This is a genomic window from Pseudomonas inefficax, assembly GCF_900277125.1.
Taxonomy (GTDB): Bacteria; Pseudomonadota; Gammaproteobacteria; order Pseudomonadales; family Pseudomonadaceae; genus Aquipseudomonas; species Aquipseudomonas inefficax.
Map to the genome: position 1 here is coordinate 23,470 of NZ_OPYN01000035.1, position 15,664 is coordinate 39,133.

Sequence of the window (15,664 nt, forward strand, 5' to 3'; positions counted from 1 at the left end):
GCCCGCCGCGCCGGTAGGCTACTGTGCCGGGACGTATGAGCGAGACCTATCCTGTGTTGATCGTCAGCAAACTCTTGATGCGCGTAATCAAGGCCCACGCCCGTTGGCGTTGGCGCGCCTGACTTTATCCCCTGCCGGCCCGTCCGGCCCGCCCCCGTTTGCCTTCCTGTCTACCGCCCCTTGTGGCAAAGCCGCGCCTGTTGGCTGGTGCAGAAAGGTTCGAATTCTGAAGTCAGTAGATTCAAGAGGTTTAACCCGATGTTACTGATGATCGACAATTACGACTCATTCACTTACAACGTCGTTCAGTACCTTGGCGAGCTGGGTGCCGAGGTAAAGGTCATTCGCAATGACGAAATGACCATTGCCCAGATCGAAGCCCTCGCCCCCGAGCGCATCGTCGTGTCGCCCGGCCCATGCACGCCGAGCGAGGCGGGCGTATCCATCGAGGCCATCCTGCACTTTGCCGGCAAGCTGCCGATTCTCGGTGTATGCCTGGGCCATCAGTCCATCGGCCAGGCCTTTGGCGGTGATGTGGTACGTGCCCGCCAGGTGATGCACGGCAAGACCAGCCCGGTACATCATCGTGACCTGGGCGTGTTCACCGGCCTCAACAACCCTTTGACCGTGACCCGTTACCACTCGCTGGTGGTAAAGCGCGAAACCTTGCCAGAGTGCTTGGAAGTGACCGCCTGGACCGCCCATGCTGACGGTTCGGTCGACGAGATCATGGGCCTGCGCCACAAGACGCTGAATATCGAGGGGGTGCAATTCCATCCCGAGTCGATCCTGACCGAACAGGGCCACGAACTGTTCGCCAACTTCCTCAAGCAGACCGGCGGCCGCCGCTAAGGATCGAACATGGATATCAAGAGCGCGTTGAGCCGTATCGTCGGCCAACTGGACCTTTCAACCGAAGAAATGCGCGACGTCATGCGCCAGATCATGACTGGCCAGTGCAGCGAAGCGCAGATCGGCGCCTTCCTGATGGGCATGCGCATGAAGAGCGAAAGCATCGACGAGATCGTCGGTGCGGTGTCGGTGATGCGCGAGCTGGCCGAAAAGGTCGAACTGCAAAGCCTCGATGGCGTGGTCGATATCGTCGGTACCGGCGGTGATGGCGCCAATATCTTCAACGTGTCCACCGCCTCGTCGTTCGTCCTGGCGGCGGCGGGTTGCACCGTTGCCAAGCATGGCAACCGCGCGGTGTCGGGCAAGAGCGGCAGTGCCGACCTGCTGGAAGCCGCCGGTATTTACCTTAACCTGACGCCAACCCAGGTGGCCCGCTGCATCGACAGCCTGGGCATCGGCTTCATGTTCGCGCAAAGCCACCATTCGGCCATGAAGCACGCTGCCGGCCCGCGTCGCGACCTGGGGCTGCGTACCCTGTTCAACATGCTCGGCCCGCTTACGAATCCGGCCGGGGTGAAGCACCAGGTGGTCGGCGTGTTCGCTCAGGCCCTGTGCCGCCCGTTGGCGGAAGTACTGCAGCGCCTGGGCAGCAAGCACGTGCTGGTGGTGCACTCGAAGGACGGCCTGGACGAGTTCAGCCTGGCTGCGCCTACTTTTGTCGCCGAATTGAAGAATGGCGAGATCACCGAATACTGGGTAGAGCCGGAAGACCTCGGCATGAAGAGCCAGAGCTTGCACGGCCTGGCCGTCGAGAACCCGCAGGCGTCGCTGGAGCTGATCCGCGATGCGTTGGGCCGGCGCAAGACCGAAAACGGCCAGAAGGCCGCCGAGATGATCGTGCTCAATGCGGGCGCGGCGCTGTATGCCGCTGACCATGCCATGAGCCTGAAAGCCGGTGTGGAACTGGCCCACGACGTACTGCACACCGGGCTGGCCTGGGAGAAGCTGCAGGAGCTGGGTGCCTTTACTGCAGTATTCAAGGTGGAGAACGAAGCATGAGTGTGCCGACGGTGCTGGAAAGGATCATTGCCCGCAAGTTTCAGGAAGTGGCTGAGCGCAGCGCGCGCGTCAGCCTCGCCGAACTGGAGGGTCTGGCCAAGGCTGCCGACGCTCCGCGTGGCTTTGCCAAAGCCCTGATCGAGCAAGCTGCGCGCAAGCAGCCGGCGGTAATTGCCGAAATCAAGAAGGCGTCGCCGAGCAAGGGTGTGATTCGCGACCATTTCGTGCCGGCGGAAATCGCTGTCAGCTACGAGAAGGGCGGGGCAACTTGCCTGTCGGTGCTGACCGATGTGGATTACTTCCAGGGCGCCGACGAGTACCTGCAGCAGGCCCGAGCGGCGGTGTCGCTGCCGGTGATCCGCAAGGACTTCATGGTTGACCCGTACCAGATCGTCGAGGCCCGAGCGCTGGGCGCGGACTGTGTGCTGCTGATCGTGTCGGCGCTGGATGATGTGAAGATGGCCGAGCTGGCGGCTACGGCCAAGGATGTCGGCCTCGACGTGCTGGTGGAAGTGCACGACGGCGATGAACTGGAGCGCGCGTTGAAAACCCTGGATACACCGCTGGTGGGGGTGAACAACCGCAACCTGCACACCTTCGAGGTCAGCCTGGAAACCACCCTAGACCTGCTGCCACGTATTCCGCGTGATCGCCTGGCGATTACCGAGAGCGGCATCTTGAACCGGGCCGATGTGGAGCTGATGACGATCAATGAGGTCTATTCATTCCTGGTGGGTGAGGCGTTTATGCGCGCCGAGCAGCCAGGGCTGGAACTGCAGCGGTTGTTCTTCCCGGAACAGGTGAAGAAGACTGTTCAGCAACTGGACTGATCAAATGAAGCCGGCGTTTTTGCCGGCTTTTTTGTATGCCTGCCATGGCCCTATTCGCGGGTGAACCCGCTCCCACAGGATAACCACGGTGTTCAAGACCTGTGGAGTACCTGTGGGAGCGGGCGAGCCCGCGAAGAGGCCGGTGAAAAAAACAACATAGGTGGATCAATGACCGATCAACCCCTGGCCCTGACCGTCGAACAAGGCTTGCACGCCGAACAGGAACTGCTGGCCGCCGTCTGCCGCGGCGAGCGCGACAGTGGCGTGCTGTTCTGGCGCCCGACCGACCACGCACTGGTCATGCCCCGGCGCATGAGCCGCCTGGACAATTTCGAAGCCGCCTGCGCGGAGCTGGCAATTGCCGGTTGGCCGGTGCTGCTGCGCGAAACCGGCGGCGAGCCAGTGCCGCAGTCACACGCCACGGTGAACGTCGCCCTGGTCTATGTAGCCCCCCGCAGCGAAGGCGATCACGGCCGTATCGAAAATGCCTACGAGCGCTTGTGCCTGCCGCTGTGCGATGTGCTGCGCGAGTGGGGCGGGGTGGCGTCGGTGGGCGAAATCGACGGCGCTTTCTGCGATGGTCGCTACAACGTCAACCTTAATGGCCGCAAGCTGGTGGGCACTGCCCAGCGCTGGCGCCAAGGGCTGGGCGGCAAGCGCCCGGTGGTGCTGGTGCACGGTGCGCTGCTGCTGGACAACGAGCGTGAATCGATGGTGGCGGCGGTCAACCGTTTCAACGAGTGCTGCGACTTGGAACAACGCTGCCGCGCCGATGCGCACATCGCCCTGCATGAGGTAGCGCCCGCGGCCCCATGGTTCGAGCGTCTGTCGCAGGCCTATGCCACGGTGCTGGCTGACCTGCCCAAGGACTAGCGGGTACCGTAGACCACCATGGTCTTGCCTTTGACCTGCACCAGGCTGCGCTCTTCAAGGTCCTTGAGGACGCGGCCGACCATTTCCCGCGAGCAACCGACGATGCGGCCGATTTCCTGACGAGTGATCTTGATCTGCATGCCGTCGGGGTGGGTCATGGCGTCGGGTTGCTTGCACAGTTCCAGCAGGCAGCGGGCGACACGCCCGGTAACGTCGAAGAATGCCAGGTCGCCGACCTTGCGCGTGGTGTTGCGCAGGCGCTGGGCCATCTGGCTGCCCAGAGCGTAGAGGATTTCCGGGTCCTGGCGCGCCAATTCGCGAAACTTCTCATAACTGATTTCGGCTACTTCGCATTCGGTCTTGGCGCGCACCCAGGCACTGCGTTGCTGATCGCCTTCGGCTGGTTCGAACAGGCCCAGCTCGCCGAAGAAGTCGCCACTGTTCAGGTAGGCGATGATCATTTCATGGCCGTTGTCGTCCTCGATGAGAATGGTGACCGAGCCCTTGATGATGAACGACAGTGTCTCGGCCCGGTCGCCGGCGCAGATGATATTGCTTTTGGCGGTATAGCGACGGCGCTGGCAGTGCACCAGCAGCTTGTCGATGTTCTTGATCTTGGCGGGTAGGGCGGAAGCAACCATCACGAAATCCTGTTCGATATGACGCATAGGCTTTTTTATAAAGGTTGGCTGGCGGTGCGCGCCAGTCATTTGGCGCCAGCTTATCAGACACTACAGGATGTTTCGGTACTAAACCGACACGACTCGTACTTTTCCCACAGCCGCACAAGGTCTAAGCTGACACCCTTTTCCGTAAATCAGGAGTCCGGGTAGATGAAGGCACGTATCCAGTGGGCCGGTGAGGCGATGTTCCTCGGCGAATCGGGGAGCGGCCATGTCGTCGTGATGGACGGCCCGCCCGAGGCCGGCGGCCGCAACCTGGGCGTGCGCCCGATGGAAATGCTGTTGCTGGGCCTGGGTGGCTGCAGCAGCTTTGATGTGGTCAGCATTCTGAAGAAGTCGCGCCAGGCGGTGGAAAGCTGTGAGGCGTTCCTGGAGGCCGAGCGTGCCAGCGAAGACCCGAAGGTGTTTACCCAGATACACATGAACTTCGTGGTGAAGGGGCGTGGGCTGAAGGAAAGCCAGGTCAAGCGTGCGGTGGAGCTGTCGGCGGAGAAGTATTGCTCGGCTTCGATCATGCTCGAGCGTGCCGGGGTTGAGATTACCCACGGGTACCAGATTGTAGAGCTAGGTCAAGGCTGACATCTTGGGGCCGCTTAGCGCCCCATCGCGACACAAGGCCGCTCCCACAAGGGACAGCATACGCCGATCAATGTGGGAGCGGCCTTGTGTCGCGAAAGGGCCGCAAAGCGGCCCCGGCGATATTCAATCGCGCAGGGCCGGAAGGGTCGACCGCAACCATTGCGGTAATCCGTTTCTCAGTGCTTGGCTCAACCGCTCCCGCCGCTTCTGGTAAACCAGCCCCAACCCGATAACCCCCAGCCCGATCAGGGTCACCACTACCGGGAACAGCAGCGAATCGGCAAACACCTCGTACGACAGGTACCCCAGGTAAGCCGCCACGCCCAACGCCCCGAACACCATGAACACCGGCCGGCGCAGCAGCACCGCCATGCCCATCAGGGCAATGTTGATCAGGCAGTACAGGGCCTTGCCCAGCTCACTGCCGCTGTCCATCAGCGTCAGCCCACCCCAGAGTGCCGCCAATCCGGCCAGGTAACCCCAGCGGGCGTAATCGTCGCGAGTGCGCCCGTCCACCACCAGGAATACCACAAGCAACCCCAGCCCGAACCACAACGAAACCTCGCGGCGTTGCTCCCAGCTGAATGGCGAACCGAAGAACCATTCGCTCAGGTCCATCGACATGAACCACAAGGCCACGGCAATCGGCATGACGATGAACGGGTAGGGAATCACCCTCAGCATCAGCAACCCGGCGAGCACCGTGGCCGCTTCCATTGCCAGCCAGCCGCCCTGCACGTAGGTGTAGTACTGGTGGTAGTCGGCCTGCGCATCATCCAACGGCCACCAGCCGGCCAGCCGTTCGATGGCGAATACCACCAGCGGCACGATGCTGACCGCGACCGCCGCTAGTACCCCGGCCGCGACAGGTTGTTCGCGCCGTTGCAGGTTAACGGCGAACAGCGTGAGCAAAAGGAAATAGAGGCTGGCGATTAACAGCAGCGCCCAGTCGCCGATGCGCATCCAGGCTTCGGTGAGCAACCAGCCCATTGCGGCCATGATCAGCATGGCGCCAAAGTAAAAGGCGACATGGGCCAGCTGGAAGCTGCCACGTTGCGCCGGTTGCTGGCGCAAGAAAGCCAGCAGGGCCTGGTCCTGGCCCGGCTGGAGAATGCCGGCTTGCACGGCACGCGCCAAGTCCTTGGCGTCGAAACGGTCCGTCATGGCGATGCCTTCAGATACGGTAGGTGCTCTTGGTCATGACCTTGGCCAACAGGCTCATGCCAAAGCGGACAGGGGCAGGGAAACGATAACCGCCGGCTTCCAGTGCAGACTCGGCGTGCTGTTCCTCATCGACGCGCATTTGTTCGAGGATGGCCCGGGACTTTTCGTCTTCCTGGGGGATCTGCTCCAGGTGTTCGTCGAGGTGCTTGCACACCTGGTGCTCGGTAGCGGCGACGAAGCCCAGGCTGACCTTGTCGCTGACCAGCCCGGCGAGTGCGCCGATGCCGAACGACATGCCGTAGAACAATGGGTTGAGCACGCTGGGGTGGCTGTTCAGCTGGCGAATACGCTGTTCGCACCAGGCCAGGTGGTCCACTTCTTCCTCGGCGGCGTGTTCCATGGCCTTGCGCACTTCGGGTAGCTTGGCGGTCAGGGCTTGGCCCTGATACAGCGCTTGGGCGCAGACTTCACCGGTGTGGTTGATACGCATCAGCCCGGCAACATGGCGGGCCTGCTGTTCGTCCAGATCGACGTCCGGCTGGACGATGGCCGGCGATGGACGGGCGGGTTGGCCGCTGAAGGGCAGCAAGGTACGCATGGCCGTATCGGCCTGCAGCAACAAGCGGTCAAGCGGCGAGTAGTGACGTTCGGTAGCCATCGGGCACCTCCGCAAGAATGTGCCCGACAGTTTACCGCAATAGTGGCAGGGTCGCTTGCCGTGGATCAGCCCGGCGGCCAGTGCATCTGGCGCTGGCCAAGCACATGCATGTGGATGTGGTAGACAGTCTGGCCGCCTTGCTCGTTACAGTTCATGACCACGCGGAAGCCGTCCTCGCAGCCAAGTTCCTTGGCCAGGCGCTGGGCGGTGAACAAGATGTGGCCAGCCAGGCCTTTGTCTTCTTCGGTCAAGTCATTGAGGGTGCGGATGTGCTTTTTCGGGATGACCAGAAAATGCACCGGCGCCTGGGGGGCGATATCGTGGAACGCCAGGACCTGGTCGTCTTCGTAGATGATCTTCGCCGGGATTTCCCGGTTGATGATCTTGATGAATAAATCGTCCACAGCACTTGCTCCATGGTGAGGGTCGGGCCGAGTGTACTCAGCCGGGCGCCGCTCGCCCAGTAGCTATTCCATGCCAACCGGGCAATAGCGGCGGTGGATGGCCCCGGCCAGCTTGCGCACCAGCCAGCGCGGCAGCAGGCGCGGGGCGAACGCCAGCCAACGGTTGCGCCGGCCGGGCAGGATAAGTGCGCGGTTCTTGTCCAGCGCGCGCACGGTATACAGGGCCACCTCCTCAGGGCTGAGGCAGCGCGGCTTGCCATCCAGCCGTGGAATGCGCCGGCGCGAGGAGCGCACCGGGCCGGGGCACAGTACCGAGACCTTGATGCCGGTGCGTTTGAGTTCTTCGCGCAAGGCCTGGGAGAAGCTCAGCACATAGGCCTTGCTGGCGGCATAGGCGGCCATCCACGGGCCAGGCGCCACCCCGGCCAAGCCGGCGACATTGAGGATTTGCCCGCCGCCCTGCACGGCCATCAGGTTGCCGATGGCGTGGCACAGGCGGCTCAGGGCCAGCACGTTGACTTCCAGCAGGTCCTGCTCGTCGGCCCACTCATGGGCCAGGAATGGCCCGTAGGTGCGCAGGCCGGCACAATTGACCAGCAGGTCGATGCGCCGCTCGCCTTCTTCCAGTTCCAGCACGAAGCCCGACAAGCGCAACGGTTGGCTGAGGTCGCAGGCACGGAACAGCACCTCCACCCCGAAACGCTGGGTCAATTCGATGGCCACCGGCTCCAGCGTTTCACGCTGGCGTGCCACCAGGATCAGGTTGCGCCCGCGCCGTGCCAGGGCTTCCGCCAGGGCCAGGCCCAGGCCGCTGGAAGCACCAGTGATCATGGCGTAACGGGTCATGCAAGGCTCCTGGGGGCTGAAGAGGGCGCCTAGTGTACAGCTTGGCCGGGCAAGGTGTTGCCTTTTGCTACGGGGTACGGGTGCGCAGGGCCTGGCAGCGTTCCAGGGCGTCCCGGTACTCGTTATGCAGCCGCTCGATCAGCGCGCTGGCGCTGGGCAGGTCGTCGATACCGCCGACGCCCTGGCCCGCCGACCATACGGTCTTCCAGGCCTTGGCTTCGTCGTCGATCGGCTTGAGTTTGCCTTGCTCGTGGCCTCCCTTGAGGGCTTCCATGTCGTAGCCAGCCTGCTCCAGGCTCGGGCGCAGGAAGCTGGCAGGGACGCCGGACACCGCCGGGGTGTGAATGATGTCGGCGGCATGGGAATCGAGCAGCATCTGCTTGTAGGCGTCCGGAGCCTGGCTTTCTGCGGTGGCGATGAAGCGGGTGCCCATGTACGCAAGATCCGCCCCCAGCATTTGCGCGGCGAGGATCTCGTGGCCGTGGTTGAGGCAGCCGGCCAGCAGCAAGGTCTTGTCGAAGAACTGACGAATTTCCGCGGCCAGGGCGAACGGGCTCCAGGTGCCGGCATGGCCGCCTGCTCCCGCGGCGACGGCGATCAGGCCGTCGACACCGGCTTCGGCGGCTTTCTCGGCATGGCGGCGGGTGGTGACATCATGGAACACCAGGCCGCCGTAGCCATGCACGGCATCGACCACTTCCTTCACCGCGCCGAGGCTGGTGATGACGATTGGTACGCGGTGCTCCACGCACAACGCCAGGTCAGCCTTCAGGCGCGGGTTGGTCGGGTGGACGATCAGGTTGACGGCATAGGGCGCTGGCGCCTGCAGTTGCGCCAGGCCCGCCTCGATTTCCTCCAGCCAGGCCTTGAAGCCGGCGCTGTCGCGCTGGTTGAGGGCCGGGAAGCTGCCGACCACGCCGCTGGAGCAGCAGGCCAGAACCAGCCTGGGGTTGGAGATCAGGAACATCGGTGCGGCAACCACGGGCAGGCGCAGGCGTTGTTCGAGGGAGGCAGGTAACGACATGGCAAGGCTCCTTGAGCGGGTGGCTATGTCAGAACGGTTTGACCACCACCAGAATTACGATACCCAGCAGGAACAGCACGGGCACTTCGTTGAACCAGCGATAGTAGACGTGGCTGCGGGTGTTGCTGCCGCTGGCGAAGCGTTTGCGCTGGGCACCGCACACGTGATGGTAGCCGGTCAGCAGGATGACCAGGGTCAGCTTGGCATGCAGCCAGCCCTGACTCAGCCAGCCCGGGTTGAGATAGAGCATCCAGGCGCCGAACACGTAGGTGGCGATCATTGCCGGATTCATGATGCCGCGGTACAGCTTGCGTTCCATGGTCACGAAGCGGTCCTGGCTGATGCTGTCCTGGCTCTGGGCGTGGTAGACGAACAACCGCGGCAGGTAGAACAGGCCGGCGAACCAGCAGACCACGCTGACGATATGCAGCGCTTTGATCCATAGGTAAAGCATGGGGGAGTTCCTTCAGGGATTCACGGTCGTCAGATAGTAGTGGTCAAGCGCCCGAAGGGTCACCCGAAGAGTTGTTACAGGCGCCTTGCGCCCCTATTATCGTGCGCTTTCCAGACGGCTCGTTGATAAGGGGCAAGCGTTATGATCAAGGTCGGTATCGTCGGCGGCACGGGTTACACCGGCGTCGAACTGTTGCGTCTGCTGGCACAGCATCCACAGGCCGAAGTGGCGGTCATCACTTCGCGCTCCGAGGCGGGCGTTGCGGTGGCGGACATGTACCCGAACCTGCGCGGCCACTATGACGGGCTGGCGTTCAGCGTGCCAGACAGCAAGACCTTGGCCGCCTGCGATGTGGTGTTCTTCGCCACCCCGCACGGTGTTGCCCACGCCCTGGCCGGCGAGCTGCTGGCGGCGGGTACCAAGGTGATCGACCTGTCTGCCGACTTCCGCTTGCAGGACGCCGCCGAGTGGGGCAAGTGGTACGGCCAGCCGCACGGTGCGCCAGAGCTGCTCAAGGACGCGGTATATGGCCTGCCTGAAGTCAACCGCGAGAAGATTCGCCAGGCGCGCCTGATCGCTGTTCCGGGTTGCTACCCGACCGCCACCCAACTGGGCTTCCTGCCGCTGCTGGAAGCTGGCCTGGCCGACCCGTCGCGGTTGATCGCCGACTGCAAGTCGGGTGTCAGCGGCGCTGGCCGTGGTGCGGCGGTGGGCTCGCTGTTCTGCGAAGCCGGCGAAAGCATGAAAGCATACGCAGTGAAGGGCCATCGCCACCTGCCGGAAATCAGCCAGGGCCTGCGCCTGGCCGCTGGCAAGGATATCGGCCTGACTTTCGTGCCGCACCTGACGCCAATGATCCGTGGCATTCACGCCACCCTCTACGCAACCGTTGCCGACACTTCGGTCGACCTGCAGGCGCTGTTCGAGAAACGCTATGCCGATGAACCGTTCGTCGATGTGATGCCAGCTGGCAGCCATCCGGAAACCCGCAGCGTGCGTGGCGCCAACGTCTGCCGCATTGCCGTTCATCGCCCGCAGGGTGGCGACTTGGTGGTGGTGCTGTCGGTGATCGACAACCTGGTCAAGGGCGCGTCTGGCCAGGCGGTGCAGAACCTCAACATCCTGTTTGGCCTGGACGAGCGCATGGGTCTCTCCCACGCGGGCCTGCTGCCGTAAGCAGCCAGCGTTCGAAAAGGCCCGCGTCGTGCGGGCCTTTTTGTATGTCGCGACTAAAGCCGCACAATTCTTGACCGATTTTCTCGGGAAAGCGGATAATGCGCGTCATCGAGTTTTATGGCGGCTACCACGCCGGGAGAATCAACATGAGCGTCGAAACCTTCACCCCTACCGCTTTGGAATTCACCCACGGCGCTGCGCAAAAGGTGAAGAACCTGGTTTCCGAAGAGGGCAACGATCGTCTGAAACTGCGCGTGTTCGTCACCGGTGGCGGTTGCTCGGGCTTCCAGTATGGCTTCACCTTCGATGAAGACGTGGCTGAAGACGACACCATCGTCGAGCGCGAAGGTGTTTCCCTTGTGGTCGACCCGATGAGCTTCCAGTACCTGGCCGGCGCCGAAGTGGATTACCAGGAAGGCCTGGAAGGCTCGCGCTTCGTGATCAAGAACCCGAACGCTGCTACCACCTGTGGCTGCGGTTCCTCGTTCTCGATCTGAGGCCTGGCCATACGAAAACGCCGCGCAATTGCGCGGCGTTTTGCTTTCTGGCGTAGTTCAGGCCGGGTAGATTGCGCCGAGTACGCGAAGGCCCTTGGCCGCTGTCACGCTTGGGCGGTTGGCGGCTATACCCTCCAGGCAGCAGTGGGCCAGCCAGGCGAAGGCCATGGCTTCGACCCAGTCCGGGTCCACGCCATGGGCGCCGGTGCTGGCGACACGGGCGTAGGGCAGCAACTGGCCGAGGCGCGTCATCAGGGCGCCGTTGCGCGCACCGCCACCGCAAACCAGCAGCGCTTCGGTGCCTTGCTGGGCGTTGCTCAACGAGTCGATGATGCTGCGTGCGGTCAGTTCCAGCAAGGTAGCTTGTACATCCTCGTCGCGGTAAGCGGGCAGGCGGGCCAGGTGACCATCCAGCCAGGGAAGGTTGAACACTTCGCGGCCGGTGCTCTTCGGGCCGCTGCCGGCGAAGAACGGGTCGGCCAGCAATGCGTCGAGCAAGTCGGCCTGCACCACGCCCGAGGCAGCCCAAGCCCCGTCCGCATCGTAGGCCTGGCCGCGCTTGCGTTCGACCCAGGCATCCAGCAGCACGTTGCCCGGGCCGCAGTCGAAGCCATGGACCGGCTTGTCGTGTTCGATCAGGCTGAGGTTGCTGAAACCGCCCACGTTCAGAATGGCCAGGCGCTGGCCCAGGTGGCTGAACAGGGTTTCATGGAAGGCCGGCACCAGAGGTGCACCTTGGCCACCGGCGGCCACATCGCGACGGCGGAAGTCGGCTACCACGCTGATGCCGGTAAGCTCGGCCAGCAGCGCCGGGTTGCCGATCTGCACGGTAAAACCGCGCGCAGGCTCGTGGCGGATGGTCTGGCCGTGGCTGCCGATGGCGCGGATGGCTTCGGCCGGCAGCCCTTGCCTGGTCAGCAGTTGGCGGATGCCTTCGCCTGCCAGGCTGGCCCAGCAGTTTTCTGCCAGTGCGGCGCGGGCGATCTCGTCAGGGCCGCTGCTGCAAAGGCTCAGCAGTTCCTGGCGCAGGTCGCCGGGCATCGGCAGGTAGTGGGTGGCGAGCAGTTCTAGCTGCTCGCCTTGCTTGATCAAGGCAATGTCCAACCCATCAAGGCTGGTGCCGGACATCACCCCCAGGTAGAGCGCCACGGGATTAACGCTTGTTCGCTGCGAGCAGGGTGGCCTTTTCCTGATCCATGCGGGCGATCAGGGGCTGGCTCTGCTGCAGGAAACGCTGGCGCTCGTTCCTGGCGATCGGGTCGGCCATCGGCACTTTCTGGCTCAGCGGGTCGACGTGCACACCGTTGACCTGGAACTCGTAATGCAGGTGCGGGCCGGTGGACAGGCCGGTGGTGCCGATGTAGCCGATGATCTGGCCCTGCTTGACCGAGCTGCCGGTCTTGATGCCCTTGGCAAAGCCCTGCATGTGGCCGTACAGCGTCTTGTAGCGGTTGCCGTGCTGGATGATCACGGTGTTGCCGTAACCACCGCGACGCCCGGCCAGCTCGATGCGGCCGTCACCGGCTGCCTTGATCGGAGTACCGCGGGGGGCGGCGTAGTCGACGCCTTTGTGGGCGCGGATCTTGTTCAGGATCGGGTGCTTGCGGCCGGCGGAGAAGCGCGAGCTGATGCGGGCGAAGTCGACCGGGGTGCGGATGAAGGCCTTGCGCAGGCTGTTGCCATCGGCGGTGTAGTAGCTGGTGTTGCCCTGCTTGTTGGTATAGCGCACGGCGGTGTAGGTCTTGCCGCGGTTGGTGAAGCGCGCGGACAGGATGTTGCCTGTGCCGACGACCTTGCCGTCCATTACCTTCTGCTCGTAGACCACATCGAATTCATCGCCCGGGCGAATGTCCTGGGCGAAATCGATGTCATAACCCAGTACCCGGGCCATGTCCATGGTCATGCTGTGGGACAGGCCGGCGCGCTGGGCCGAAGCTGACAGCGAGCTTTTGATCACGCCGTGGGCGTAGGCGGTACGCACTACCGGCTTGCTGATTTCGCGATTGAAGGTGTAGCCCTTGTCGGTCTTGGTAAGGCGAATGGTCTCGAGGTTGCTGACCTTGGTGTGCAGGCTGGCCAGCTGGCCGTCCTTGTCGAGTTCGAACTGCAGCACCTGGCCATGCTTGAGCTGGCTGAACTGCTTGGCCTGCTTGTTGCTGGCCAACAGGTCGTGCACCGCATTGCTTGGCAGGCCGACCTTGGCGAACAGAGTGGACAGGGTGTCACCACGAGCCACGGTGACTTCGCGGTGGCTGGGTTCCTTGATGGCTTCGACGACCGGCGCGGCGCCAGGGGCTTCCTGTTCGGCGTTCTGGGTTTCGGGGGCTGCATCCTCTATCTGGGCGAATGGCGAGCCTTGCTCACCTTCTGCCTGCACCAGGGGTGCAGCGCGGGATTCGTCCTTCAACTGTTCGGCAGGGCTCTCCAGCTCGAGGTTGAGGGTGGTTTTCTTGGCTTCCACTTCGCTGGAGGGGAACACCAGCAGGGCCAGGCTGAGCAGGGCGGCGATGCCGCTTGCGGCCAACAGATGGCTTTTCGGATAAAGCGGGGGCGCTTTAGGCGGTTCGTTGGTCATGGGCAAGGTGACTTTGAAAAAGGTGAAATGGAAAAGATGAATGACATGATGAAGATGAAATAACTGTATAAAATATAACCAAATCCATTTTCACGCAAGGGCGCGTAGACGCCGGAAGCCCGTGTTCGGGTCACATTCCTTTGCGAAACTTGTAATTGACGGCCGATCTTGTATGGTTGGCTCCCCCTGAATCTGAGCCTTGCGGGTTTGTCTATGAAGTCGGTTGAAGAGCAGCTGGCGCTTATCAAGCGCGGTGCGGAAGAAGTACTGGTCGAGTCGGAACTGGTGGAGAAGCTCAAGCGCGGCCAGCCTCTGCGCATCAAGGCCGGCTTCGACCCGACCGCCCCTGACCTGCACCTTGGGCACACGGTGCTGATCAACAAGCTGCGCCAGTTCCAGGACCTGGGGCACCAGGTCATCTTCCTGATCGGTGACTTCACCGGCATGATTGGCGACCCGAGCGGCAAGAGCGCCACTCGCCCGCCGTTGACCCGCGAACAAGTGCTGGAAAACGCCGAGACCTACAAGCAGCAGGTGTTCAAGATCCTCGACCCGGCCAAGACCGAGGTTGCGTTCAACTCCACCTGGATGGACAAGCTGACCCCGGCCGACTTCATTCGCCTGGCGTCGCAGTACACCGTGGCACGCATGCTCGAGCGCGATGACTTCGACAAGCGCTACACCACCAACCAGCCTATTGCCATCCATGAGTTCCTGTACCCGCTGGTGCAGGGCTATGACTCGGTGGCGCTGAAGGCTGATGTCGAGCTGGGTGGTACTGACCAGAAGTTCAACCTGCTGATGGGGCGGGAGCTGCAGCGCGCCTATGGCCAGGAAGCGCAGAACATCGTGACCATGCCGCTGCTCGAAGGGCTCGACGGCGTGAAGAAGATGTCCAAGTCGCTGGGCAACTATGTAGGTATCCAGGAAGCGCCGGGGGTGATGTACAGCAAGCTGGTGTCGATCCCGGATACCCTGATGTGGCGCTACTTCGAGCTGCTGAGCTTCCGTTCGATGGACGAGATCGAGCAGTTCCGTACCGATGTCGCCAATGGTGCCAACCCGCGCGACATCAAGATCAAGCTGGCGGAAGAAATCGTCGCGCGCTTCCATGGCGAGGAGGCCGCGGCCAACGCTCACCGTGCCGCGGGCAACCGTATGAAGGAAGGCGAGCTGCCGGAAGACCTGCCGGAAGTTGAAGTGGCTGCGGCGGAAAGCCTGCCGATTGCTGCCGTGCTGAACCGGGCTGGCCTGGTGAAGAACTCGGCGCAGGCGCGGGATTTGCTGAACGGCGGTGCGGTCAAGGTTGATGGCGCGGTGGTTGATCGTGACTTCATGTTTGCGCTGGGTGCCACCCATGTGTGCCAGGCGGGCAAGAAGTCGTTTGCGCGGGTTACCTTGAAGGCTGAGTGATTGTCTTGGGGGTAGCTATATAGAAGCGGGGAGGCCGGTAGGCCTCCCCGCTTTGTTTTTGGGGCTGGGGTTTGGTTGTTGCTGTTGCTGTGGTGGGCGTCAGGACGGGTATGGGCCTGTCTATATGGGCCTGTCTATAGATGACATTGGCTTTGAGAGGTGTCCGCCACAGCCCTTGTAGCGCCTGTGAGATCGAGCGCCGCCCGCGCGGCGCTCGATCTCATAGGCGCTGAAGGTGTTGTGGCGAGCACCTGGTGGCTTTGGTGCGGTCTTTTCCCCTGATATTCCAATTTCTCGAAATTAAAGGTTGACGGGGTTCTGAATCCCCTTATAATGCGCCCCACTTCCAGCGACATCGAAACGAAAAACTCCTTGTTCATCAACGAGTTAAGTAGTCAAGAAGAAACTGAAAGCGCTACGATCGACTGATCGACAGCGGTTGAGATGATGGTTGACAGCGCTTTTAAACGCTGTATGATTCGCCTCCCGCTACGAGAGATCGCAGCGAGTCAAGTGTTTGAAGCTAAACGAGTTTCTCGCAAAAAACTTCAAAATAAACGCTTGACAGCAAATGAGG

17 protein-coding genes are annotated in these 15,664 nt (G+C 62.5%); 8 read left to right on the top strand and 9 right to left on the bottom strand.

The genetic code is table 11. From position 1 onward, the window contains the following. Nucleotides 1-258: 258 nt before the first annotated feature. The 4 genes from JV551A3_RS03510 (at nt 259) to JV551A3_RS03530 (ending at nt 3,614) form a co-directional block, all read left to right on the top strand. Nucleotides 259-852, top strand: a complete 594-nt coding sequence (locus JV551A3_RS03510; RefSeq protein ID WP_133970107.1) for an aminodeoxychorismate/anthranilate synthase component II — start codon at nt 259-261, stop codon at nt 850-852. A 9-nt stretch (nt 853-861) separates the two neighbouring features. Continuing rightward, on the top strand, nt 862-1,911 hold the full coding sequence (gene trpD, locus JV551A3_RS03515) for an anthranilate phosphoribosyltransferase (RefSeq protein WP_087502057.1): 1,050 nt from the start codon (nt 862-864) through the stop codon (nt 1,909-1,911). Beyond that, the gene (gene trpC, locus JV551A3_RS03520) at nt 1,908-2,741 is read left to right on the top strand and encodes an indole-3-glycerol phosphate synthase TrpC (RefSeq protein ID WP_133970108.1); all 834 of its coding nucleotides are present in this window, start codon (nt 1,908-1,910) and stop codon (nt 2,739-2,741) included. The genes trpD and trpC overlap by 4 nt, the downstream gene beginning before the upstream one ends. A gap of 168 nt (nt 2,742-2,909) precedes the next feature. Next, complete coding sequence (locus JV551A3_RS03530) at nt 2,910-3,614, top strand: lipoate--protein ligase family protein (RefSeq protein WP_133970110.1); 705 nt, start codon at nt 2,910-2,912, stop codon at nt 3,612-3,614. On the opposite strand, the gene crp is transcribed toward JV551A3_RS03530, so the two are convergent. Beyond that, nucleotides 3,611-4,255, bottom strand: a complete 645-nt coding sequence (crp, locus tag JV551A3_RS03535) for a cAMP-activated global transcriptional regulator CRP (RefSeq protein WP_112251579.1) — start codon at nt 4,253-4,255, stop codon at nt 3,611-3,613. The two genes, JV551A3_RS03530 and crp, sit on opposite strands and share 4 nt — an antisense overlap. Nucleotides 4,256-4,447: 192 nt before the next feature. Between crp and JV551A3_RS03540 the strand changes: the two genes are divergently transcribed. Beyond that, on the top strand, nt 4,448-4,876 hold the full coding sequence (locus tag JV551A3_RS03540) for an OsmC family protein (RefSeq protein ID WP_133970111.1): 429 nt from the start codon (nt 4,448-4,450) through the stop codon (nt 4,874-4,876). A 123-nt stretch (nt 4,877-4,999) separates the two neighbouring features. Here the strand turns inward: JV551A3_RS03540 and JV551A3_RS03545 are convergent, their stop codons facing one another. From JV551A3_RS03545 to hemJ, 6 genes are all read right to left on the bottom strand, one after another. Further along, the gene (locus tag JV551A3_RS03545) at nt 5,000-6,040 is read right to left on the bottom strand and encodes a DUF2157 domain-containing protein (RefSeq protein WP_133970112.1); all 1,041 of its coding nucleotides are present in this window, start codon (nt 6,038-6,040) and stop codon (nt 5,000-5,002) included. 10 nt (nt 6,041-6,050) lie between these two features. Beyond that, nucleotides 6,051-6,698 carry a 2-polyprenyl-3-methyl-6-methoxy-1,4-benzoquinone monooxygenase gene (gene coq7 / locus JV551A3_RS03550; RefSeq protein WP_003258825.1) on the bottom strand — a complete coding sequence of 216 codons (648 nt, stop codon included), beginning with the start codon at nt 6,696-6,698 and terminating at the stop codon, nt 6,051-6,053. Nucleotides 6,699-6,763: 65 nt separating this feature from the next. Beyond that, the gene (locus tag JV551A3_RS03555) at nt 6,764-7,102 is read right to left on the bottom strand and encodes a histidine triad nucleotide-binding protein (protein WP_012316537.1); all 339 of its coding nucleotides are present in this window, start codon (nt 7,100-7,102) and stop codon (nt 6,764-6,766) included. Nucleotides 7,103-7,165: 63 nt separating this feature from the next. Then, the gene (locus tag JV551A3_RS03560; protein WP_085618970.1) at nt 7,166-7,948 is read right to left on the bottom strand and encodes an SDR family NAD(P)-dependent oxidoreductase; all 783 of its coding nucleotides are present in this window, start codon (nt 7,946-7,948) and stop codon (nt 7,166-7,168) included. A 67-nt stretch (nt 7,949-8,015) separates the two neighbouring features. Beyond that, complete coding sequence (locus tag JV551A3_RS03565; RefSeq protein ID WP_133970113.1) at nt 8,016-8,972, bottom strand: NAD(P)H-dependent flavin oxidoreductase; 957 nt, start codon at nt 8,970-8,972, stop codon at nt 8,016-8,018. Nucleotides 8,973-9,000: 28 nt separating this feature from the next. After that, complete coding sequence (hemJ, locus tag JV551A3_RS03570) at nt 9,001-9,426, bottom strand: protoporphyrinogen oxidase HemJ (protein WP_112251589.1); 426 nt, start codon at nt 9,424-9,426, stop codon at nt 9,001-9,003. A gap of 141 nt (nt 9,427-9,567) precedes the next feature. Here hemJ and argC point away from each other — a divergent pair, with 141 nt between their 5' ends. Together argC and erpA are read left to right on the top strand one after the other, a co-directional pair. Continuing rightward, nucleotides 9,568-10,602 carry an N-acetyl-gamma-glutamyl-phosphate reductase gene (gene argC / locus JV551A3_RS03575; RefSeq protein WP_025337480.1) on the top strand — a complete coding sequence of 345 codons (1,035 nt, stop codon included), beginning with the start codon at nt 9,568-9,570 and terminating at the stop codon, nt 10,600-10,602. A gap of 146 nt (nt 10,603-10,748) precedes the next feature. Next, nucleotides 10,749-11,099, top strand: a complete 351-nt coding sequence (gene erpA / locus JV551A3_RS03580; protein ID WP_015268740.1) for an iron-sulfur cluster insertion protein ErpA — start codon at nt 10,749-10,751, stop codon at nt 11,097-11,099. A gap of 57 nt (nt 11,100-11,156) precedes the next feature. On the opposite strand, the gene JV551A3_RS03585 is transcribed toward erpA, so the two are convergent. Then, complete coding sequence (locus JV551A3_RS03585; protein ID WP_133970114.1) at nt 11,157-12,248, bottom strand: anhydro-N-acetylmuramic acid kinase; 1,092 nt, start codon at nt 12,246-12,248, stop codon at nt 11,157-11,159. Nucleotides 12,249-12,252: 4 nt separating this feature from the next. Continuing rightward, the gene (locus tag JV551A3_RS03590; RefSeq protein ID WP_133970115.1) at nt 12,253-13,674 is read right to left on the bottom strand and encodes a peptidoglycan DD-metalloendopeptidase family protein; all 1,422 of its coding nucleotides are present in this window, start codon (nt 13,672-13,674) and stop codon (nt 12,253-12,255) included. A 213-nt stretch (nt 13,675-13,887) separates the two neighbouring features. On the opposite strand from JV551A3_RS03590, the gene tyrS reads away from it, so the two are divergent. Beyond that, nucleotides 13,888-15,087 carry a tyrosine--tRNA ligase gene (gene tyrS, locus JV551A3_RS03600; protein ID WP_133970116.1) on the top strand — a complete coding sequence of 400 codons (1,200 nt, stop codon included), beginning with the start codon at nt 13,888-13,890 and terminating at the stop codon, nt 15,085-15,087. Nucleotides 15,088-15,664 lie beyond the last annotated feature (577 nt).